Source organism: Rhodococcus sp. USK13 (genome assembly GCF_018343855.1).
GTDB lineage: Bacteria > Actinomycetota > Actinomycetes > Mycobacteriales > Mycobacteriaceae > Rhodococcus_F > Rhodococcus_F oxybenzonivorans.
In genome coordinates this window covers 3474423-3495090 of record NZ_CP069242.1, presented here as the reverse complement: position 1 = coordinate 3495090, position 20668 = coordinate 3474423, and the positions used below count along the sequence as shown (strand labels likewise).

22 protein-coding genes are annotated in these 20668 nt (G+C 66.2%); 13 read left to right on the top strand and 9 right to left on the bottom strand.

Annotated features, from left to right (window positions below; all coding sequences use genetic code 11):
* Position 1: 1 nt before the first annotated feature.
* The 5 genes from JQT59_RS18475 to JQT59_RS18455 are packed head-to-tail and all read right to left on the bottom strand — an operon-like array spanning position 2 to position 4073.
* Positions 2-1336 (bottom strand): sensor histidine kinase, encoded by a 1335-nt coding sequence (locus JQT59_RS18475; protein WP_213577272.1) that lies wholly within the window; start codon positions 1334-1336, stop codon positions 2-4.
* A gap of 8 nt (positions 1337-1344) precedes the next feature.
* Entirely contained in the window at positions 1345-2025 is a 681-nt protein-coding gene (locus JQT59_RS18470) for a response regulator transcription factor (RefSeq protein WP_109331309.1), read from the bottom strand.
* Between the two features lie 39 nt (positions 2026-2064).
* Positions 2065-2622, bottom strand: coding sequence for a PH domain-containing protein (locus tag JQT59_RS18465; RefSeq protein WP_213577271.1), 558 nt, complete (start codon positions 2620-2622; stop codon positions 2065-2067).
* Between the two features lie 16 nt (positions 2623-2638).
* Complete coding sequence (locus JQT59_RS18460) at positions 2639-3196, bottom strand: HdeD family acid-resistance protein (RefSeq protein WP_213577270.1); 558 nt, start codon at positions 3194-3196, stop codon at positions 2639-2641.
* Between the two features lie 16 nt (positions 3197-3212).
* A complete protein-coding gene (locus JQT59_RS18455; RefSeq protein ID WP_213577269.1) occupies positions 3213-4073 on the bottom strand; it encodes a biotin--[acetyl-CoA-carboxylase] ligase in 861 nt (286 codons plus the stop codon).
* A gap of 104 nt (positions 4074-4177) precedes the next feature.
* Here JQT59_RS18455 and JQT59_RS18450 point away from each other — a divergent pair, with 104 nt between their 5' ends.
* The 3 genes from JQT59_RS18450 to JQT59_RS18440 are packed head-to-tail and all read left to right on the top strand — an operon-like array spanning position 4178 to position 6850.
* Positions 4178-5818, top strand: a complete 1641-nt coding sequence (locus JQT59_RS18450) for an acyl-CoA carboxylase subunit beta (protein WP_213577268.1) — start codon at positions 4178-4180, stop codon at positions 5816-5818.
* Complete coding sequence (locus JQT59_RS18445; RefSeq protein WP_213577267.1) at positions 5815-6171, top strand: acyl-CoA carboxylase subunit epsilon; 357 nt, start codon at positions 5815-5817, stop codon at positions 6169-6171. Before JQT59_RS18450 ends, JQT59_RS18445 begins: the two co-directional genes overlap by 4 nt.
* A 34-nt stretch (positions 6172-6205) precedes the next feature.
* Positions 6206-6850, top strand: a complete 645-nt coding sequence (locus tag JQT59_RS18440; RefSeq protein WP_213577266.1) for a Maf family protein — start codon at positions 6206-6208, stop codon at positions 6848-6850.
* On the opposite strand, the gene JQT59_RS18435 is transcribed toward JQT59_RS18440, so the two are convergent.
* Entirely contained in the window at positions 6770-8554 is a 1785-nt protein-coding gene (locus tag JQT59_RS18435) for an MFS transporter (RefSeq protein ID WP_213577265.1), read from the bottom strand. The two genes, JQT59_RS18440 and JQT59_RS18435, sit on opposite strands and share 81 nt — an antisense overlap.
* A gap of 319 nt (positions 8555-8873) precedes the next feature.
* On the opposite strand from JQT59_RS18435, the gene JQT59_RS18430 reads away from it, so the two are divergent.
* The 10 genes from JQT59_RS18430 (at position 8874) to JQT59_RS18385 (ending at position 18036) form a co-directional block, all read left to right on the top strand.
* Positions 8874-10322, top strand: a complete 1449-nt coding sequence (locus JQT59_RS18430; protein WP_249354531.1) for a condensation domain-containing protein — start codon at positions 8874-8876, stop codon at positions 10320-10322.
* On the top strand, positions 10322-11764 hold the full coding sequence (locus JQT59_RS18425; protein ID WP_213577263.1) for a condensation domain-containing protein: 1443 nt from the start codon (positions 10322-10324) through the stop codon (positions 11762-11764). Before JQT59_RS18430 ends, JQT59_RS18425 begins: the two co-directional genes overlap by 1 nt.
* Positions 11765-11800: 36 nt before the next feature.
* Complete coding sequence (locus JQT59_RS18420) at positions 11801-12259, top strand: hypothetical protein (protein WP_213577262.1); 459 nt, start codon at positions 11801-11803, stop codon at positions 12257-12259.
* A gap of 57 nt (positions 12260-12316) precedes the next feature.
* Positions 12317-13216: a sulfurtransferase gene (locus JQT59_RS18415; protein ID WP_213577261.1), complete on the top strand. Its 900-nt coding sequence runs from the start codon at positions 12317-12319 to the stop codon at positions 13214-13216.
* The gene (locus JQT59_RS18410) at positions 13213-13629 is read left to right on the top strand and encodes a SufE family protein (RefSeq protein WP_109331326.1); all 417 of its coding nucleotides are present in this window, start codon (positions 13213-13215) and stop codon (positions 13627-13629) included. Before JQT59_RS18415 ends, JQT59_RS18410 begins: the two co-directional genes overlap by 4 nt.
* A 21-nt stretch (positions 13630-13650) precedes the next feature.
* A complete protein-coding gene (locus JQT59_RS18405; protein ID WP_213577260.1) occupies positions 13651-15027 on the top strand; it encodes a condensation domain-containing protein in 1377 nt (458 codons plus the stop codon).
* A gap of 131 nt (positions 15028-15158) precedes the next feature.
* Positions 15159-16949 carry an acetyl/propionyl/methylcrotonyl-CoA carboxylase subunit alpha gene (locus JQT59_RS18400; RefSeq protein WP_213577259.1) on the top strand — a complete coding sequence of 597 codons (1791 nt, stop codon included), beginning with the start codon at positions 15159-15161 and terminating at the stop codon, positions 16947-16949.
* Positions 16950-16965: 16 nt separating this feature from the next.
* Entirely contained in the window at positions 16966-17361 is a 396-nt protein-coding gene (locus JQT59_RS18395) for a DUF1707 SHOCT-like domain-containing protein (protein ID WP_213577258.1), read from the top strand.
* A 1-nt stretch (position 17362) separates the two neighbouring features.
* Complete coding sequence (locus JQT59_RS18390) at positions 17363-17701, top strand: GNAT family N-acetyltransferase (RefSeq protein WP_213577257.1); 339 nt, start codon at positions 17363-17365, stop codon at positions 17699-17701.
* 2 nt (positions 17702-17703) lie between these two features.
* Positions 17704-18036 (top strand): VanZ family protein, encoded by a 333-nt coding sequence (locus JQT59_RS18385; protein ID WP_213577849.1) that lies wholly within the window; start codon positions 17704-17706, stop codon positions 18034-18036.
* On the opposite strand, the gene JQT59_RS18380 is transcribed toward JQT59_RS18385, so the two are convergent.
* From JQT59_RS18380 to JQT59_RS18370, 3 genes are all read right to left on the bottom strand, one after another.
* On the bottom strand, positions 18000-18788 hold the full coding sequence (locus JQT59_RS18380; RefSeq protein ID WP_213577256.1) for a tyrosine-protein phosphatase: 789 nt from the start codon (positions 18786-18788) through the stop codon (positions 18000-18002). The genes JQT59_RS18385 and JQT59_RS18380 overlap by 37 nt on opposite strands.
* Entirely contained in the window at positions 18785-20128 is a 1344-nt protein-coding gene (gene lat, locus JQT59_RS18375) for an L-lysine 6-transaminase (RefSeq protein ID WP_213577255.1), read from the bottom strand. Before lat ends, JQT59_RS18380 begins: the two co-directional genes overlap by 4 nt.
* 65 nt (positions 20129-20193) lie before the next feature.
* Positions 20194-20658 (bottom strand): Lrp/AsnC family transcriptional regulator, encoded by a 465-nt coding sequence (locus tag JQT59_RS18370; protein WP_109331368.1) that lies wholly within the window; start codon positions 20656-20658, stop codon positions 20194-20196.
* Between the last annotated feature and the right edge of the window lie 10 nt (positions 20659-20668).

The window sequence follows — 20668 nt, the reverse complement described above, 5'->3', positions numbered from 1 at the left end:
CCTACCGTGGCTCCCTGATCCCGGCTACCCGGGTCGGCACGTGCTCCCGCGCGACCGGGACGAAGATCGCGAACAACGCCGGCCGGCGCCGCTGCAACTCGAGCCGGCCCCCGTCGGCCTCTATCAGCGCCCTGGCCAGCGCGAGCCCGACACCGGTGGATCCGGCCCCGGAGAACCCGCGGTCGAAGATGTGCGGCGCGAGGTCGTTGCTCACCCCGTCGCCTTCGTCGGAGACCTCCACGCACACCGTCGCTTCGCGGATGGAAGCATCCGGACCCGCCGCCCTGAGCGTCTGCCCGTGAATCAGCCGCACCGCGACAGTGCAGGTACCGGCGCCGTGCATGAGGGCGTTGTCGACGAGAACCGCGACGGCCTCACGCAGCCGTGAGCCCGTGGTCGACGCCATCACCGTGGCATCACCGCGCAGCACCAGGTCGCGGGAGGCATCCTCGAAAGGCCGCTTCCAGTCGGCGATGACGACGCCGAGTTCCCGGATCACGGACACATGGTTTTCGGTACCGCTGTTACGCGAGGAGCGCACCAGTTCGTCGATCGCGACGGTGAGGCGGTCCACCTGCGCCATCGCCTCGTCCGCCTCGACCACGACAGCGGGGTCGGAGTGCTCCGACAGTTCGTCGAGGCGCAGGCGCACAGCGGTCAGGCGGCTACGCAACTGGTGCGACACATCGGCGACGAGGGCGTGCTCACGCTGCAGCCTGCCGGCGATCTCGACGGTGGCGGAATCGAGGACATCGGACACCCTGTCCAGTTCGGGAATGCCGTGGCGACGACTGTCCGGGCGAAAATCGCCCTCGGCGAGACGGGCAGCGCGGCCGGCCACGTCCCGCAGCGGATCGGCGAGCCGGTTGGCCGTGACGACCGCGACCACGGTTCCCGCTGCGACCGACACCAGGACCAGCAGCGCCACGGCGCCCACCGCCTGGCGTTGCTGAGTGCGCATCTCGTCGGACGGCACCTCGAGGCGCAGGGAACCGGACGTGCCCATCGCCAGCGACTCGACCAACGGTGAGGGGACGACGGGTTCCCCGATATCGACGCGGGCGGCACCGTCGTCGGGGGTCGGATATACCACCACCAACCGGCCGTCCGACGGGGTCAGAAGACGCAGCGAATCAATGTCGAGGGCCCCCTCCACGACACCGTCCGCACCTTCTTGAGCGATGATTTCCGTCGCCATCCGGTCGAGGCGGATTTGGAGGTCACTGCGGGTGAAGTCCTCGACCCACAACCAGGCGGTGTAGATCAGCGGGACACCGAGCAGTAACGCCGTGAGGATGACGACAGCGAGGATCGACTGGAGAATTCTGCGGCGCACGAACCGGCCTAGTCGGTGTTGATCCGGAAACCGACGCCGCGGACCGTCGCGATCCGACGTTCGGCGGCGGGCCCCTCGTCACCGATCTTTCGGCGCAGCCACGACATGTGCATGTCCAGCGTCTTGGACCCTCGCAGCTCGACGTCGCCCCACACCTCCGCCAGGATGGTGTCGCGCGAGACCACCTGTCCCGCATGCTCGAGCAGGACCCGAAGCAGTTCGTACTCCTTGTTGGCCAGCGCGATTTCGGCGCCGTTCACCATTACTCGCCGGGCGGCCGGTTCGAGACGGATGCCCCCGACCTCGACGACGGAATCCTCGCCGCCGCCGCGGCGACGCAGGAGGGCGCGGACCCGCGCCATCAGCTCAGCCAGCCGAAACGGCTTGCCGACATAGTCATCGGCGCCGGCGTCGAGACCGACGACGAAATCCACTTCGTCGGTGCGGGCGGTGAGCATGAGCACCGCCAGGTCGGAACTGTGGGCGCGGACTTGCCGGCAGACCTCGAGACCGTCCATTCCCGGTAGTCCGAGGTCGAGGATCAAGAGGTCGTACGCACCGTCGAGCGCCTGTTCCAACGCCGCCGGCCCCGTGTGCTCGATGGTGACGTCGTATCCCTCCCGACCCAGTGCCCGCGACAGCGGGGCGGCAATGGCTTCGTCATCTTCGGCAAGCAATACGGCGGTCACCTACACAGGGTACGGAGATGCGCGAACAGCTGTGACCGGTTACCAGCCTTTGCCGGGATCGACGTCCCCGCGGGGGTCTTCGCGCTCGCGACCACGGTGCAGATCCATCGCATCGAACACCTGGTGGTACAGGAGCGAGTGGACACGCTGCACGTCGGGAATGTCGTCGAACTCGAGGGGATCGTCGGAGGACGAGACGATGACCAGTGTGCCGGTACGCAGCATCCGGTCGAGCAGGCCGTGCCTGAACTGGACGTTGCTGATTCGTCCCATCGGAATGTCGATGCCTGTGTGGGTCAGCACGCCGTGCCGGATGAGTACCCGACGGTCGGTGGCGATGAAGTGTGTGGACTTCCAGCTGAGGAACGGCGCCAGGCATCGCCAGATCACGACCGCGAGCCAGAGCGCGGCCACGACGATCATTGCGACGTTCAGCGACGACCCGTCGAGTTTGTTCCCGGCGAAGCCGAGCGCGAATCCTGCAACAGCCGTTGCCGCTACCAGGGTGACGGCGGGCAGCAGCAACATCTTCCAGTGCGGATGACGATGGAGTAAGAGTTCCTCGTCGTCGGCGAGGGCGTCCTCGGGGTATCCCATACGGAAGAGTCTGCCCTCACCGCATACGGCTCAGCACGATCGGGGTAATGACGATGACGATGCCGTACAGCACCATCCATACTCCGACGACGATGACGAATACCTCGAGCGAGAGTTCGGGTTGCAGCAGTACGATCGCTCCGGCCACGACGCTGATGACGCCGAGCACGATGCTCAGCCCACGGTCCGCGGCAGTTCCCGATGCGCCCTCGACGATCTCGAGCACACCACGGAACACCCACCACGCACCGACGACGAGGGCGATGATCACCACCGTCTGGAGCGGGCTCCGCAGCACCAGGAACGCCAGAAGTATTGCGAGCGCGCCGGATACGCCGACGAGCGTTCGAGCGGCCCCGCCCGCGTCGACGTCGGCGAACGCCCGGATGATCTGAACCAGACCGAAACCGAAGAACTGGATGGCGATGAGGACGGCGACCACCGTGAGCGTGACGTCCGGCCAAACCAGCACCGCGACCCCGAGACCCAGTGTCAGCAGTCCGAGTACCACGGTGAGACCGGTCATTGTGCGCCGAACGGTGAGGTCGGCCGATTTGGGAGTCGAGGTACTCATATACCACAGTGTGGCATCACTCCTTGCGCACCGGACGCAAATGTGTAATGTCGCCCGCGGAGACCGCTACCGTGTCGGCTCGGCCGTCCGGCGCGATCACCACCCGCCCTTCGGTGTCGATGTCCGTCGCGATCCCGAGAAGTTCGGTGCCGCCGGGCAATTCGGCGCGCACCCGCTGACCGAGTGTGCCGCAGCGGGCACGGTAGGCGTCCGCGAGATCGGTGACGTCCCAGTTCGTGTCGTGCCATTGCTGCCACCGACCCGCGATGGCGCGCAGCACCGCTCGCACGAGTGTGTTCCGGTCGGTGACCTCCGCGCCTTCGAGCATCAACGACGTCGCGTGTGGAACGGGCAGCTCGTCCCGGGCGAGGGTGACGTTGATCCCGATTCCGACGACGACCGCCGGATCAGGCGTCGTGGTGGCCACTTCGGCAAGAATTCCGGCCACCTTGCGGCCGTCGATCAGCACGTCGTTCGGCCACTTCAACTCGGCGGGCACCTTCGCGACGGCGCGCACCGCGTCGACCACCGCAACTCCGGTCAGCAACGGCAGCCAGCCCATGTCGCCGACGCTCATGCCGGGCATCGTCAGCAGCGCGGAGACGGCGATCTGCGCCTGTGGTGGACTGACCCAGGCGCGCGAGTGGCGCCCACGCCCGCTCCCCTGAAATTCGGCCAGCAGGACGTGCCGGTCACAGTCCGCGTGAGCAGCCCGCGAAAGGAGGTCCGCGTTGGTGGAACCGGTCTCCTGCACGACGTCCAGCCGCGACCAGAACGCGCGCGGATCGCCGCCGGCGGATCCTTCGTCGTCGCCGCGGACGAGGGCTTTACGCAGTGCGTCGGCGTCGAGCGGGGGTCGGTTCAGATCAGTCCACATTTCTCCAGCCTATGGTGGGCCGGAAAATGTACTGGTCAGTAGCCGCGTTCGGACGCCCACCTCCCTTGGCCACGGCCCCGCCACTCTCGTTAAGCTGACCTGTCATGACCACTGTTCAGGAGCCGAGCGCGCCGGAGTCGGCGAGCACGCCCGATATTCACACGACCGCGGGAAAGCTCGCCGACCTGCGTAATCGTCAGGCCGAGGCGCAGCACCCCAGCGGTGAAGCAGCGGTCGAGAAGGTCCACGCCAAGGGCAAGCTCACCGCCCGCGAACGCATCACCGCATTGTTGGACGAGGGCAGCTTCGTCGAACTCGACGCCCTCGCCCGCCACCGCAGCGTGAACTTCGGCCTCGCCGACAACCGCCCCGTCGGCGACGGCGTCGTCACCGGCTACGGCACCATCGACGGCCGCGACGTGTGCGTCTTCTCCCAGGACGCCACCGTCTTCGGCGGCTCCCTCGGCGAAATCTACGGCGAAAAAATCGTCAAGGTCATGGACCTCGCCCTCAAGACCGGCCGCCCCCTGATCGGCATCAACGAAGGCGCCGGCGCCCGCATCCAGGAAGGCGTCGTCTCCCTCGGGTTGTACGGCGAAATCTTCCACCGCAACGTCCAGGCCTCCGGCGTCATCCCACAGATCTCGCTGATCATGGGCCCCGCCGCCGGCGGCCACGTCTACTCCCCCGCCCTCACCGACTTCGTCGTGATGGTCGATCAAACCTCCCAGATGTTCGTCACCGGCCCCGACGTCATCAAAACCGTCACCGGCGAAGACGTCACCATGGAAGATTTGGGTGGCGCGCACACCCACATGGTCAAATCCGGCGTCGCCCACTACGTCGCCTCCGGCGAACAGGACGCCCTCGACTACGTCAAGGACCTGCTGTCCTACCTGCCCAGCAACAACCAGGCCGCCGCCCCCCGCACCCAGCCCACCGACCCGATCCCCGGCGCCATCGAAGACTTCCTCACCGACGAGGACCTCGAACTCGACACCCTGATCCCGGACTCGGCGAACCAGCCCTACGACATGCACGAGGTGATCCGCCGGATCCTCGACGACGACGAATTCCTCGAGGTCCAGGCCGAACGCGCCGGCAACATCGTCGTCGGCTTCGGCCGCGTCGACGGCCGCAGCGTCGGGATCGTCGCGAACCAGCCCACCGTCTTCGCCGGCTGCCTCGACATCGACGCCTCCGAAAAAGCCGCCCGCTTCGTGCGCACCTGCGACGCGTTCAACGTCCCGATCATCACCCTCGTCGACGTCCCGGGCTTCCTGCCCGGCACCGACCAGGAATACGGCGGCATCATCCGCCGCGGCGCGAAACTGCTCTACGCCTACGGCGAGGCCACCGTCGGGAAGATCACCGTGATCACCCGCAAGGCCTACGGCGGCGCCTACGACGTGATGGGCTCCAAACACATGGGCGCCGACGTCAACCTGGCCTGGCCCACCGCCCAGATCGCCGTCATGGGCGCCTCCGGCGCCGTCGGGTTCGTCTACCGCAAACGCCTCCTCGAGGCCGCCAAGAACGGTGACGACGTCGACGCGCTGCGCCTGCAACTGCAACGCGAATACGAAGACACCCTCGTCAACCCCTACGTCGCCGCCGAACGCGGCTACGTCGACGCCGTCATCCCGCCCTCCCACACCCGCGGACAGATCGTGGCCGCCCTGCGCCTCCTCGAACGCAAAATGGTCACCCTCCCGCCCAAGAAGCATGGGAACATCCCCCTATGACCGCTTTCACTGAAGAGCGCACGGAGAACGGTTCGGACACGACGGCCGAGAGGTCGTCGGTCAACGGTTCCGCCGCCGAGGCCGCCCTCGCGGACGCGGACACCACGCTGTTGCCGGGTGCGGAACCGGGTGCCACCGCCTCCGAACCCTTCGTGACGGTGATCAAGGGCTCGCCCACCGATGAGGAGATCGCGGCCCTGGTCATCGTGTTGACGGCCGCCGCGAACACCGGCAGCGGAGACCCCGATTCGCATCTGCCACCGGAGTCCTGGGGTGCTCCGACGCGTATGCACCGCAGTGTGGCGCCCTTCTCGCCGTACGCGTTCCCGAACGTGTCGGCATCCCGGCGTTGACGGTGACGCTGCCGGTGGTCGTGAGGCGCCAACTGTGACGGCGTTCGTACTTGCCTCGGCCTCCCCGGCGCGGCTCGCTGTGCTGCGCAGCGCCGGGGTCGAGCCGATCGTCCGGGTGTCCGGCGTCGACGAGGACGCGCTCATCGCGGCACTCGGTGCCGAGGCGCCCCCGGAGCACGTCGTCACCGAACTGGCCCGCGCCAAGGCGAAGGATGTGCTGCCCGGCCTGACGAGCGAGTGCCTCTCCGACTTCGTGGTGGTCGGATGCGACTCCATGTTGCTGCTCGACGGCGAGTTGCAGGGCAAACCCGGGTCGGTAGAAGTTGCGCGCTCTCGCTGGGCGTCCATGGCCGGCCGTAGCGCGACCCTGCTTACCGGGCACAGTGTTCTGCGGGTGATGAACGGCTCGGTGATCGGCGACGCCCACGAGTCGAGCGCCACGGTGGTTCACTTCGCGAGCCCTGAGGACTCCGACCTCGAGGCGTACCTCGCCACGGGAGAGCCCCTGCAGGTTGCGGGCGCGTTCACACTCGACAGTCTCGGTGGGTGGTTCGTCGAGCGCATCGACGGTGATCCGTCGAGCGTGATCGGGATCGGTCTACCCCTCGTGCGCACTCTGCTCGGCCGGGTGGGCGTCGGTATCGCCGAGTTGTGGGCGACGTCGGGCCGTACCGCCTGACTCTGCTTCGCCCTGCCGGTTCCGCCGCGGAAGGGTGAGCGACGCCACGCCGATTGCCGCGGCCACCGCCGAGATGATCCACAGGATGCGCCGCTCCGCCTGCAGGAAGGCCTCACCCGCCGCCGCACGCGTGGATTCTCGGGCGGCGACCAGCGCGGAATCTGCGATCTGCTGCCCCGAAGCACCCAAGGCCGTAGCGTTTCCCTGCCCGAGCGACCGGCAGTCGTCAGGCACCTTCATCGGCGAGGTGGACCCGAGCTGGTCCGTGGCACACCGCACGAAGGTCTCCTCGGCCCGCGGAACGAGGGCCGCCGGCACACCGACCCGTACCAATTCCGCGGTCAATGAGGGCCTTTCCGCCTGGACAGCCTGCGACGACTGCGTAGCCACCAGGTTGAAGAACACCACCCCGATCACGGCGAGGCCGAGGGAACTGCCTACCTGCTGGACCGTGGGAAGCAACCCGGACACCGAGCCCGCATTGTCCGGTCGCACAGTGGCGAGGATCGCCGTCTGCAGGGGGGCGACGAACAACCCGAGCCCGGCACCTCCCAGGAACAATGGACCTGCCAAGGCCCCCCACCGTGGATCGGTGCCCTCGTGCTGTAACTGCGCGGCCAGCACGACGAGCGAGCCCGCGAACAAAAGCATCCCCAGCGGAAGTACGAGGTTGCCGATTCGCCGGTAGACCACCGAAGACGCCAGCGCGGCGAGACCCGTGCCCAGCGCCCACGGCACCGTCATCACCCCCGCCCGCAACGGGGAAAATCCGAAGCCGAACTGGAGCGTGAGCGAGATGGTGAAAATCAGCGACGTAAGTGTCCCGAAGAATACGAAGGCGATGGCGGCGCCGATCGAAAACGCACGATCGGCGAACAGTTCCACTCGCAGCACCGGGTCGCCACTCCGGCGCCCGAGACGCCACTCGTACACGACGAAGGTGATGAGCACCGGCACCGAGCAGGCCAGCATCACCACGATCGAGGTCGGCCAGTCCCGCTCGCGTCCCTCCGCCAGCGGGAAGATGAGCAGGAAGAGGCCCAACGCCGACAGGACGGCGCCGCCCACGTCGAGGCGCCGGACACCGTCAGCCTTGGCGTCGACGAGATAGAAGTACCCGAGCACCAGCGCGGCGATGCCGAGCGGGATGTTGACGAAGAAGATGAGGCGCCACCCCCAACCGAGCAGATCCCACTGGATGAGAAGGCCCCCGACGAGGGGACCTGAGATCGTCGCAAGCCCGATGGTCGCTCCGTAGATACCGAAGACCCGCGGGTGGGCACGTTGGGGAAACAGGCCCGAGATGATGGCGAAGGTCTGGGCAGACATCGATCCGGCAGCCAGGCCCTGCACGGCCCGCGACAGGACCAATTCCATCGGCGTCTGTGCCAGCCCGCAGAGCAGGGATGCGAGAACGAACACGGCCAGAGCGGTGAGGAAGATCCGGCGCCTGCCGAGCAGATCACCCAACCGAGCGGCCGTGATCAGCGAACATGCGAACGAGAGGGTATACACGCTCACCATCAGCAACTGGGCAGACACCGAAGCGCCCAGGTCGACCGCGATGCTCGGCAGCGCGACGTTGACGATCGTGGCGTCGAGGAGTTGCATGAACACGGCGGCGAGACTGGTGGTGAGACCCAGCCACGGGGCCCATCGACCGAGCTCTCCGCGGTCGGGGACTTCATGCTGTGTCACAGGCATCCGCACAGGCTAGTAGCCCGAAGTGCGCCGTGGGTTGTGAGGTAGGTCAAAGATTCGGGACGCTACATCAGGAAGTTGCAGCGTAGGGGGCGTTTGATCGACACTTGACTGGGCTGGAACCGACCTGTAATCAATCTCCGTACTCCGTTACCTCTCGCGGTAAGGCACTCAGTGCCGCATCCTGTTGCGAGACGCGCGTGCACGACCGAACTCGCACACCTCGACATTCGACTACCTCAGGAGCCGCTCGATGGACTTGAACTTGATCACCCACTGGAGACCACAGCCTGGGAGGGTCGTCGAGTGGAAAGTCACGGACGTGAGTGCACGAGCGGCTGCGCAGGCTCCGATCGACCCTGCCCCGCCGACCACCATGCAGGAACGACATCTGAGGCGGGCACGACTCGCCGTGCAGAACGGGGAGACGCAATCCCCCTGGATCGGTATCGCGTTCGATTTTCCCGGCAGACTCGACAGGGCCGCCATGACGCGAACCCTCGAGCGGTACGTTCTGCGGCACGACACCCTTCACAGCTGGTTCTCGTTCGCCGACCCAGCAGCAGATCCCACGGATACGACGAATCCCGTTCGGCGACACGTCGTTCCGGCTGAGTCCATCAACCTCGCCCCAGCCGAGGGCGCCGTTCTGGACAGGCCTGAGCACGTACGCGACCACGTCGCGACACGCTTCGCGAACGACACCAGTGCACTCGCCTGGCCGGCCTTCGTATTCGGTGCAGTGGAACACTATGCGACTGACGCACCCGACGCCGAGGAGAGCTTTACGCTCTTCCACGCGATCGACCATGCGCACACCGACATGCAGTCGATGATCCTGATGTTCGCCGAGACGAGAATGATCTACCAGGCCGAACTCGACGGCGTGGAGCCGGAATTGCCGGACCCCGGCAGCTACGTGGACTACAGTCGGCGCGAGCGTGAGAAGGCCGCGACGTTGACGATGGCGTCTCCGGAGGTGCACAGCTGGATCGGTCACCTCACCCGTAATGGAGGAAGCTTCCCGAGCTTCCCCCTCGACCTCGGAGCGTCCGACGCGCCGAAGCCGGCAATCGGCAGCCGGTTCGAGCTGGCCGACGCACGGGACTGCGAACTGTTCGGGGTCGCATGCAAGGCCAATGGTGCCAACTTCATCGGTGGTGTATTCGCGGCACTGGCCATCACCGAGCACGAGCTCGTCGGACGCGACCGTTACATGGCGCTCTCCCCGGTCACCACCCGCAACGATCCGCAGTTCTATTGGTCACAGGGGTGGTTCATCAATCTTGTTCCGGTCGGATTCGAATTGGACGGCGCCACCACGTTTTCCGCGCTCGCGCAGCGCGCGCAAGAGGCATATCGCTCAGGGAAGACTCTCGGCGAAGTCTCGGTGCAACAGGTGATCGACACGGTGCTGGCCGCCTCGGGCCCCGGCACCCTGTCACAGCACACAACACTCACGCCTCCCCCGATCGTGTCGTACATCGACGGACGCAGATTGCCCGACACCGAGAACTTCTCGTCCACCCGCGCCACCGGCATCGTGGGAGGGAAAGCAACCCAGATCGCCTCCATCTGGATCAACCGGGTCCTCGAAGGAACGTGGATGGCCATTTCCCATCCCGATACCCCGGAAGCGCATCGCTCCGTCGCCGCCTATACAGGACGCCTGTCGACCATCATGAGAACCGTCGCCCGCGAAGGTGATTACCCGATCTCGTCCTTCACTCCGGCGGCCTCGGGAACTCGCCCGCAGGAGGGGGTGCGCTAGTGCACGTCACGTCCATCGACAAGTACATGCTCGAACCCGGCATTGTGACCGAATGGTCCGTGGACCCGGGGGTGGTGTCGCAGTCGGCGGTGCCGCCGTCCTACAACCAGCAATTCCACCTCGACACGGCGCGCACCCACGGTAACGGCCGGAGTGTATGGATGGCAGCGGCTTTCGACCTTCCGGGCCGGCTCGACAAAGATGCCCTGGAACTCGCGCTCGTTCACTTCATCCGGCGTCACGACACCCTGCAGACCGGGTTCGATGTCACCTCCGACGTGTTGATGCGGGTCGATCTCGACCCTGCCCTCGCCTCGGTGGTCGCCTCCGATCCGGTGCTCACGTCGTCACCGGACGAGCTTCGTGACCACCTGCGCCGCCGCTTCACCGAGGCCTGCGACCCGTTGACGTTTCCCGCGTATCTCTTTGCCACCATCGAGCGGGACGACCACTACACCGTTGTCAGTGCCTTCGATCACACTCTGGTCGACGGCTATTCGCTGGTCATTGCGCTGGGTGAACTCAGACAGATCTATCAGAAACTGTTGTCGCACAGCGTGCCCCACGACATCACCGCGGCGGAGTTGACCGAGGGACTCGGCGATCCCGGCAGCTTCCTGCGGTATTGCGAACTCGAGGCCGAGACGCCGGTCACCGAGCTGGGTGACCCCCGGGTTCGTGAATGGGCACGGTTCTACGAGCGGTGCGGCGGCACCGCGCCGAGTTTCCCGTTGGACCTGGGTGTCGAAGCCGGCAAACCCGCACCGCAGGGCGCCGACGTCCGCCCACTACTGGGCACCGCCGACGCCGAACGCTTCGAGGAGATCTGCTTCGACTCCGGCGGAAGTCTGTTCACCGGCACGCTTACCGCGATGGGGTTGGCTGTCCAGTCGATCAACGGCACATCCCGGATGCCGCTGCAGTTTCCGCTGCACATTCGCCAGGACCCACAGTGGGCAAACGCACTCGGATGGCTCACGACGAGTGCCCCCCTGACCGTGGAGGTTACCCCCGACGGCGACTTCCAGTCCTCGCTGGCGCACACGCATGCGTCCTTCCGCACCGCCCTGACCTTGAAGGGCGTCACGATGGCCCAGGTCCGCGAATCGCTCGGCGACGCGTACCGGCGAACCCGGACGGACGTGTTCATGGTGTCCTACATCGACTACCGCCGACTCCCGGGCACCGACGATCACGACGAGTTGAACGCCCACCACATCAGCAACGTGACGGTGGCCGACGACGCACAATTCTGGATCTCACGAACAGGGAGGGGCCTTGCGCTGCGCTCCCGATTCCCCGAAACCCCGACGGCAAGGCGTGCGATCACCGACTTTCTCGAACGGCTGCGCGAGATCATGCTGAACATTTGCGAGAACGGTGTCGCACCCATCGCCGAACTGACCACCCAGCTGCACCTCGAGGGCACTCCCGTCATCTGACGCCTGCCCAGCTCGGTCGGACGGATCGACAATGCGTTGCCGCATGGTCAGCGCGATGTCGACCGCCCGCATCCGTGCACGGCCTGCGACCTCGCCGCCGAACAGGTCGTCGACACTGGCGGTCCACAGCTCGACCCATCGGTCGAAGTGCCGGTCGGTGAACCCGTGCTGACCGTGCAGCGCGCGGTGGACGGCGAGGACGCCGCCGCGGTAGCTGCCGGACCCCAGAAGGACCGACTCCCAGAAGTCGCACATCACGGGGAGATGGTCGTCGAGTCCGACGGTCGCGAGTGTGTCGAACGCCGGTCGGAGGATCGGATCCGTGAACGCCCGTGCGTAGAAGTGCCGCAGCAGCAACTCCAGGTCGGCGCGGGTCGAGATGTCGGGCATGAAACCTCCGTTCATGGGCGAATCTCCGCACGCCGAACGCGCTGCGGCGAACCCCCGGACGGTTACTGTGAACGCCGTTCGGACGAACTCGAGCCGTCGGCCTAGAATTGGCTTTCGTCCCACCGAGTCTGCCCCGTCGTCCAATCCCGCAGGAGCCCGCCCGTGCCCGTAGCGCCAGATCCCACGCCCTCCTTCGCCGAGTACGCCCACCCCGAACGGCTGGTGTCGACGGAGTGGCTCAACGCACATCTGGGAGCGCCCGGCCTCAAGGTGGTGGAGTCCGATGAAGACGTCCTTCTCTACGACGTCGGTCACATCCCCGGCGCCGTGAAGGTCGACTGGCACCTCGACCTCAACGATCCGGTCACCCGCGACTACATCGATGGCGAGAAGTTCGCGGAACTGATGAGCCGGAAGGGCATCAGCCGCGACGACACCGTCGTGATCTACGGCGACAAGAGCAACTGGTGGGCCGCATACGCGCTCTGGGTGTTCACCCTCTTCGGGCACGAGGACGTCCGCCTCCTCGACGGTGGCCGCGACGCGTGGATCGCCGAGAACCGCGACACCGCGTTCGACGTACCTGACATCACTCCCACCGACTATCCGGTGGTGGAACGCAACGACGCCCCGATCCGGGCGTTCAAGGACGACGTGCTCGCCCACCTCGGCAAGGGCCCGCTCATCGACGTGCGTTCTCCTCAGGAATACACCGGCGAGCGCACACACATGCCCGATTACCCGGAGGAGGGCGCACTGCGCGGCGGTCACATCCCGAGTGCGCAGAGCATTCCGTGGGCCAAGGCCGCGGCGCCGGACAGCCGTTTCCGCTCGCGCACGGAATTGAACGAGATCTACAGCGGCGTGTCCGCCGCCGACGACATCGTCGCGTATTGCCGAATCGGTGAACGCTCGAGTCACACCTGGTTCGTGCTCACCCACCTGCTCGGCTACCCGCAGGTCCGCAACTACGACGGATCGTGGACCGAATGGGGCAATACCGTGCGCGTTCCCATCGTCAGGGGTGAGGAGCCGGGCGAGGTCCCCGGCTCGCCGTCATGACACTGATGCCCGATTCCCTTGCCGAGATCGTCGACGACTTCGCTGCCGTCGACGGTTCCGACAAGCTGCAGCTGCTGCTCGAGTTCAGCCGTGAACTGCAACCTCTGCCTGCCGAACTCGAGCAGGACGCCATGGAGCCCGTTCCGGAGTGCCAGTCGCCGCTGTTCCTGTCGGTGGACAGTTCCGATCCCGAGCACGTGCGACTGCATTTCAGCGCGCCCCCGGAGGCACCGACGACGCGCGGTTTCGCGTCGATCCTCCAGCAGGGTCTCGACGGCCACAGCACGGCCACGATCCTCGGCGTACCCGACGACTTCTACTCCGCCCTCGGGCTGGCGGACGCCGTCAGCCCGCTCCGGTTGCGCGGCATGTCCGCGATGCTCGCGCGAATCAAGCGGCATCTGCGCGGCTAGGCCGGAATTCAACGACAGCCTATGGAATTCACAGAACTCGCCGATTACCCCATACCCGTGGGAGCACTCACCGAGTGGTTGCCCTGTGCGCGCTCGGCGTGGATCGACGATCCACGCCCGGCGTCGTACATCCACGAGGCGCACCTGCGCCGCTGCGCCGCTGCCGACGGGCGTGAGTCCTGGCTCGGGACCGCTTTCGAGATCGAGGGCCGCCTCGATGTCGCCGCTTTTCAGTCGGCACTCGAGAAGTGGACCGACCGACACGAGGTGCTGCGCTCACACACCTCGTTCGATCCCGCCCACGACACCATCCGCCGGCGCACAGTACCGGCCGGCGGATTACACATCGGCGTCATCAGCCACGGTTACGACGCTGCGGGCGGTGACAACTTCGCCCACCTCCAGCAACTGTTCGACGAGTACGCGTCTCCGCACAGCTGGCCGTCCTATGTGTTCGCGACGCTCGAGCCGGTGGAGCGCGATCGGTTCACCGTGTTCTTCGCTGCCGACCACTCGATCATCGACGGGTTCTCGATTGTGCTGGTCGCGCACGAGCTGAGGGCGCTGTACGAAGAAATTCTGTCGGGTCGCGCCGCCAACCTGTTTCCGGTCGGTAGTTACGTCGATTTCGGGCGGGACGAGCGGGAGTCACCCACCGACGCCGACGTGCAGCGCGAGGCACTCGACGTGTGGCGGGGTGCTCTCGCCGATCGAGGACTGCCGGAGTTCCCTCTCGAGATCGGGCCGCGCACACACGATGCGCAGCAGAACCTGTCGGCGTGGATTCTCGACGCCGATCAGGCAGCGGCCTTCTCTACGGCTTGCAGAGACGCCGATGTGGGGTTCTTCTCCGGGCTCCTGGCGTGCTTGGGCCTGGCAGGCGCGGAAGTCGCCGGGCAGCAACGTTTCCGCACCATCACGCCGGTCCACACCCGGCATGCGCCCCAGTGGGCGTCGGCGCTCGGATGGTTCGTCGGGCTCAGCCCGGTCGATTTCGAGCTTCCCTCCCACGAGTTCGGGGAGGTGGCCCGCGCCGCGGAAGCGAGCACGGCCCGGACCAAGCCGATCGCCGTCGTCCCGTTCGACCGGATCGAGCGAGAACTCCACCTCCCCATCAGGCCTCGCTTCGTCGTCTCCTACATGGACGTCCGTTTCGTCCCGGATGCGGGCCAGTGGGTCGACCGCAATGCCCGGGCGCTGCGAAGCCGGCAATACACCCACGATGTCTATGCATGGATCAATCGCACACCTCGGGGAGTCAATCTGGCGGTCCGATATCCGGGCAACGACATCGCTGCGGCGAGCGTCCACACCTGGGTGGCGAGCCTTCGGCGGCAACTAGAACAGGTTGCAGTAACCTACCCGTCGGTAGGGCGCGAAGTGTCGCTGAAGCCCTGACCAAAATCTCGATCCGGTGACGACCGCGTTCGGTTCAGTGCTTAGACTCCGAAGTGATGCCCGTATCCCACCGCTGGTGCGACTTCACGGAACCACCGCGGCGACCGACCACATGAACCACAGGAGGCTCAGTGCCCAGTCATGCCAGCGCGCACATCACGAAGGTGCTCGTCGCGAACCGCGGTGAGATTGCAGTGCGGGTGATCCGGGCCGCCGCCGATGCCGGGTACACCAGTGTCGCGGTCTACGCCGAACCCGACGCCGATGCCCCGTTCGTGCGCCTGGCCGACGAAGCGTTCGCGTTGGGTGGGCAGACCTCCGCCGAATCGTATCTGGTGTTCGACAAAATCCTCGACGCCGCCGCCAAGTCCGGCGCCGACGCGATCCACCCCGGCTACGGCTTCCTCTCCGAGAACGCCGACTTCGCCCAGGCCGTGATCGACGCCGGCCTGATCTGGATCGGCCCCTCCCCGCAATCGATCCGCGACCTCGGCGACAAGGTCACCGCCCGCCACATAGCCGAAAAGGCGAAGGCCCCGATGGCCGCCGGCACCAAGGACCCGGTCCGCAACGCCGACGAGGTCGTCGCGTTCGCGAAGGAATACGGGGTTCCGGTCGCGATCAAGGCCGCGTTCGGCGGCGGCGGCCGCGGCATGAAGGTCGCGCACACCATCGAGGAAATCCCCGAACTGTTCGACTCCGCCACCCGCGAGGCCGTCGCCGCGTTCGGCCGCGGGGAATGCTTCGTCGAACAATATTTGGACAAGGCCCGCCACGTCGAAGCCCAGGTCATCGCCGACCAGCACGGCAACGTCATCGTCGCCGGCACCCGCGACTGCTCCCTGCAGCGCCGCTTCCAGAAACTCGTCGAGGAGGCCCCCGCCCCGTTCCTCACCGACGACCAACGCAACCGGATCCACACCTCCGCCAAGGCCATCTGCAAAGAGGCCGGCTACTACGGCGCCGGCACCGTCGAGTACCTGGTCCAGGGCGACACCGTCTCCTTCCTCGAGGTCAACACCCGCCTGCAGGTCGAACACCCGGTCACCGAGGAAACCGCCGGCATCGACCTGGTGCTGCAACAGTTCAAGATCGCCAACGGCGAGAAGCTCGACATCCTCGAGGACCCCACCCCCCGCGGGCACGCCTTCGAGTTCCGGATCAACGGTGAGGACGCCGGCCGCGGATTCCTGCCCGCCCCCGGCCCGGTCACCAAGTTCGTCCCACCGACCGGCCCCGGTGTGCGGATGGACTCCGGTGTGGAAACCGGATCGGTGATCGGTGGCCAGTTCGACTCGATGCTCGCCAAACTCATCGTCACCGGCGCCACCCGCGACGAGGCCCTCGCCCGCGCCCGCCGCGCCCTCGCCGAATTCCAGGTCGAGGGGCTGGCCACGGTCATCCCGTTCCACCGGGCCATCGTCTCCGATCCCGCCTTCATCGGCGACGGCACCGGCTTCGACGTCTACACCAAGTGGATCGAAACCGAGTGGAACAACCAGATCGAACCGTTCACCGGCGGCCAGCCGGTCGACCAGGACGACTCCCTGCCCCGGCAGAACGTGGTCGTCGAGGTCGGCGGCCGCCGCGTCGAGGTGTCCCTGCCCGGCCAGTTCAGCCTCGGCGCCCCCACCACCGGCGGTAACGGTGCCGTCCGGAAGAAGCCCAAGGCCCGCACCCGCGGCGGCGCCGGCGGCGGTGCCGCGTCCGGTGACGCCGTCACCGCCCCGATGCAGGGCACCGTCGTCAAGGTCGCCGTCGAGGAAGGCCAGGAAGTCGCCGAGGGCGACCTCATCGCCGTCCTCGAGGCCATGAAAATGGAAAACCCGGTCAACGCCCACAAAGCCGGCATCGTCACCGGACTGACCGTCGAACCCGGTGCCGCCATCACCCAGGGCACCGTCCTCGCCGAGCTCAAATAGGTCCGAGATCACTCGCATGTCCGACCTCCCCGACATTCGTATCGGCACGGCCGACCGTGAGCAGGCCCTCGACCTGCTGAGCGAGCATTTCGCGGCCGGCCGCCTGACGGTCGTCGAGTTCGACGAGCGCAGTGCCACCGTGGCCGGGGCGACCACCCGCGGCGAGCTCGATCGGGTGTTCGCAGACCTCCCGATTCCCGCCGTCGCCGCCCCGGCCACAGCGCGCCCCACGTCGACGAAACCCGACGGTGACCACAACTGGCGTCGCATCGTGATGTCGGTGATCCCATTAGTGGCGCTCGTGCTGTTCTTCGTCGTCCCGGTCGACAACAGTTGGTTGTTCTTTCTGATGATTCCGGCCGCCGGAGCAATCCTTTTCGGGACGCGGAACGACCGCGAGCGAGATCGCTGACATGGAACCGATCGAAGTCAATGCCGGCGGCTGGTATCTGCGGGCACTCCGCGCGGATGAACGGGTGGACGACCGGCCGGCCCTCGCCGACGGCGGTATCGACGACGCCGACTACATCGCCCGACGGACCGCGCAGTGGTCGAGCGACGAGCACTATTCGTGGGCGATCTGTCAACCCAACACAGGTGAGATGCTGGCCGAGGTCGGACTGACTCGATCGGGTGATACCGCGGTGCTCACCGGATGGGCTCGGACCGGGCACGACGCCGCCCTTGCCAGTGGCGCCGATGCCGTACAACGCTTCGCGGAGGGCGCGTTGGGGTTGACGGTCCAGCGGTGACGATGCGGTCCGTACCCGTAGTCGCGCTCACCGGGTTGGCGCTGATCATGCTGCTGTCGCCGGCGTCGGCAACGCCAACGGGTCCCGAACACGCCGACAAGGTGATGCACGCCCTGCTGTTTGCGGCGCTCGCAGGCGCCTCCCGCTACGCACTGCTACCGGTTCGGGTCACGGTGCTGTGGCTTACAGCCTTCGCTGTGGTCACAGAGATCCTGCAGGGCATTCTGCCGATCGGGAGACACGGATCCGTGTGGGATCTGCTTGCGGACACGCTAGGTGTAGTAATGGGCCTCGCCGTTCACTCCGCAGTCATGCGCTCCCGCAGCAACGCCTGACGCTCCGCGTCGAGGCCCAGGCCGTCGGAGAAATAACCCTCGATTGTGCCGAATGACGTCCGCATCGTGGCGAGGGACACCTCCAGGTATTGCCGGCGTACACCGAGCACCGGCTCGAGCAGCGAGGGGTCTCCACCTGCATCGGTGAACTTCTCGAAGACCCCGGCGAAGGACGGCAGTAGCAGTTCATTGGTCAGCAGGTAGTCGTCGAACACGTCCTCTTCACTGACACCGAGCAACAGCAGCAGGGCTGCGGTAGCCCATCCCGTCCGGTCTTTGCCGGTGGTGCAGTGCACGAGAGCGGGTGTGCTGTCATCCGCCGCAAGGTCCCGGAAGAGCTCCCGGTACGACGACACCGCGCTCGGCATCGATACGAAATCACGGTAGCTGCCCTCGAAGTATTCGATCGCCCTGCCGCCGCCGAGTTCACGTTCGGCGATCATCGGGTCGGCGATCACCTGGAGCATCTGTGCGGGGATCGATCGGATCCCCTTGTCGGCGAGCACGTCCAGGGCAACTGCTCGGGCCCCGTCCGGCAGCTTGTCGGGGGCGACTTCGCGTTCGTCGGCGGTACGGAGGTCGTAGACGGTCCGAATTCCGAGGTCCGCGAGTAGCGGCATGTCTGTGTCCGCTACCCGACTGAGATCGGTCGAGCGATACAACACGCCAGTGCGCACCTTGGCCCCACTCTTTGTCCGATATCCGCCGACGTCTCTGAGGTTGGGCACGGAGGTGAGCGCAATGGGGGTCATCCGTCGACGGTACCGCCCACCACTCGGCCCAGCGCATCGACGGCGGCGTCGAGTTCTGCGGTAGTGACGTTCAACGGAGGACGGAACCGTATCCCGCACTTACCAGTCGGGAGAACAAGTACCCGTTCGCGCTCTCGCAGTGCCGTGACCACTTGGTCCCGCCGCGATGTCGTCGGCAGGCTGATCGCGCACATCAGGCCGCGACCACGAGGCTCTCTGATCTCTGGCACTGCCACGGCCAGCTGGCGGAGCCGCTCGAGAAGGTGCGCCCCCGTCAACCGGGCGCGGTCCACCAGGCGATCGTCCTCGATGACCTCGAGGATCCGGCGCGACCGCACCATGTCGGTGAGGTTGCCACCCCAGGTGGAGTTGATGCGGGAACTCACTGCGAACACGTGGTCCGGGATCTCGTCCACCCGGCCGCCGGCCATGATTCCGCACACCTGGGTCTTCTTGCCGAATGCCACGACGTCGGGGCGAACACCCAGTTGCTGATACGCCCAGTTGGTTCCGGTCAGTCCACACCCGGTCTGCACTTCATCGAGAACGAAGAGGGCGTCGTTCTCGCGGCACAACTGCTCCATCGCCTGGAAGAAGTCCGGCCGGAAATGGTGGTCGCCTCCTTCGCCTTGGATGGGTTCGGCAATGAAACATGCAATGTCGCAGGGATTGTCGGCAAACGCGCGCCGCGCTTGTTCCAGGGCATGGCGCTCGGCCACCTCGACGTCGCGTCCCTCGGACAGGTAGGGAGCGTCGATCCGCGGCCACTGAAATTTGGGGTATCGCGCTACTTTCCCCGGTTCGGTGTTCGTCAGCGACATCGTGTATCCGCTTCGGCCGTGGAAGGCCTCGGTCAGATGCAATACCTTCGTTCCGAGCGCGGGGTCGATGCCGCGGCGTTCGTTGCATCGGCTCTTCCAATCGAAGGCGACCTTCAACGCATTTTCGACCGCGAGGGCACCGCCGTCGACGAAGAACAGATGCGGCAGTGCGGGATCCCCGAGTACGCGGAAGAAGGTGTCGACGAAACGCGCCATCGGCACCGTGTAGATGTCCGAGTTGCTCGGCTTGTTGATCGCCGCTTCCACCAGCTCCTCACGGAAGTCGTCGCTCTCCGCCAGCGCCGGATGATTCATGCCGAGTGCGGACGAACCGAAGAACCCGAACATGTCGAGGTAGTCGGTTCCGTCCCGCTCGTCCACGAGGTGCGTTCCTCGAGACTGCTCGAGATCGAGCACCAGGTCGAAACCATCGACCAGAATGCGCGCACGCAGTACGTCCTGGACCTGGTCGGCGGACAACTCGCCCCCGCCGCCGGGAAATCGAATCGCTGTGCTCATATCGAGAGATTACGTCATATTTCCTGCCATACGCGTGTCAACCGAGAAAACATACGGCGAGTCCGCTAGCTGTCGTAAAATGTCTGGAGGATGATCGTGCTGCGGGTGTGTACGTTGGCGGTAGCGCGGATCTCCTGAAGGAGATGTTCGAGCTCCCGGGGGGACGCCACCCGCACCAGCAGAACGTAGCTTTCGTCGCCCGCCACCGAATGACACGCCTCGATGGCAGGCAAGTGGCGCAGACGGGCAGGCGCATCGTCCGGTTGGGACGGATCGAGAGGGGTGATGGCGACGAACGCCGACAAACCGTGGCCCAGCGCTTCGGGGTCGATCTTCGCGGTGTACCCGCGGATGATCTTTCGGGCTTCGAGCCTGCGGACCCGGGACTGGACCGCAGAAATCGACAATCCCGCCTTCTCGGCGAGAGTCGCCAGGGTCGCACGGCCGTCGGCAACCAACTCCTGCATCAGAACCCGATCGATGTCGTCGAGAGGAGTATGGGGTGTGTCGCTGCGAAAAGATTCCACCACCAGCGCAGGC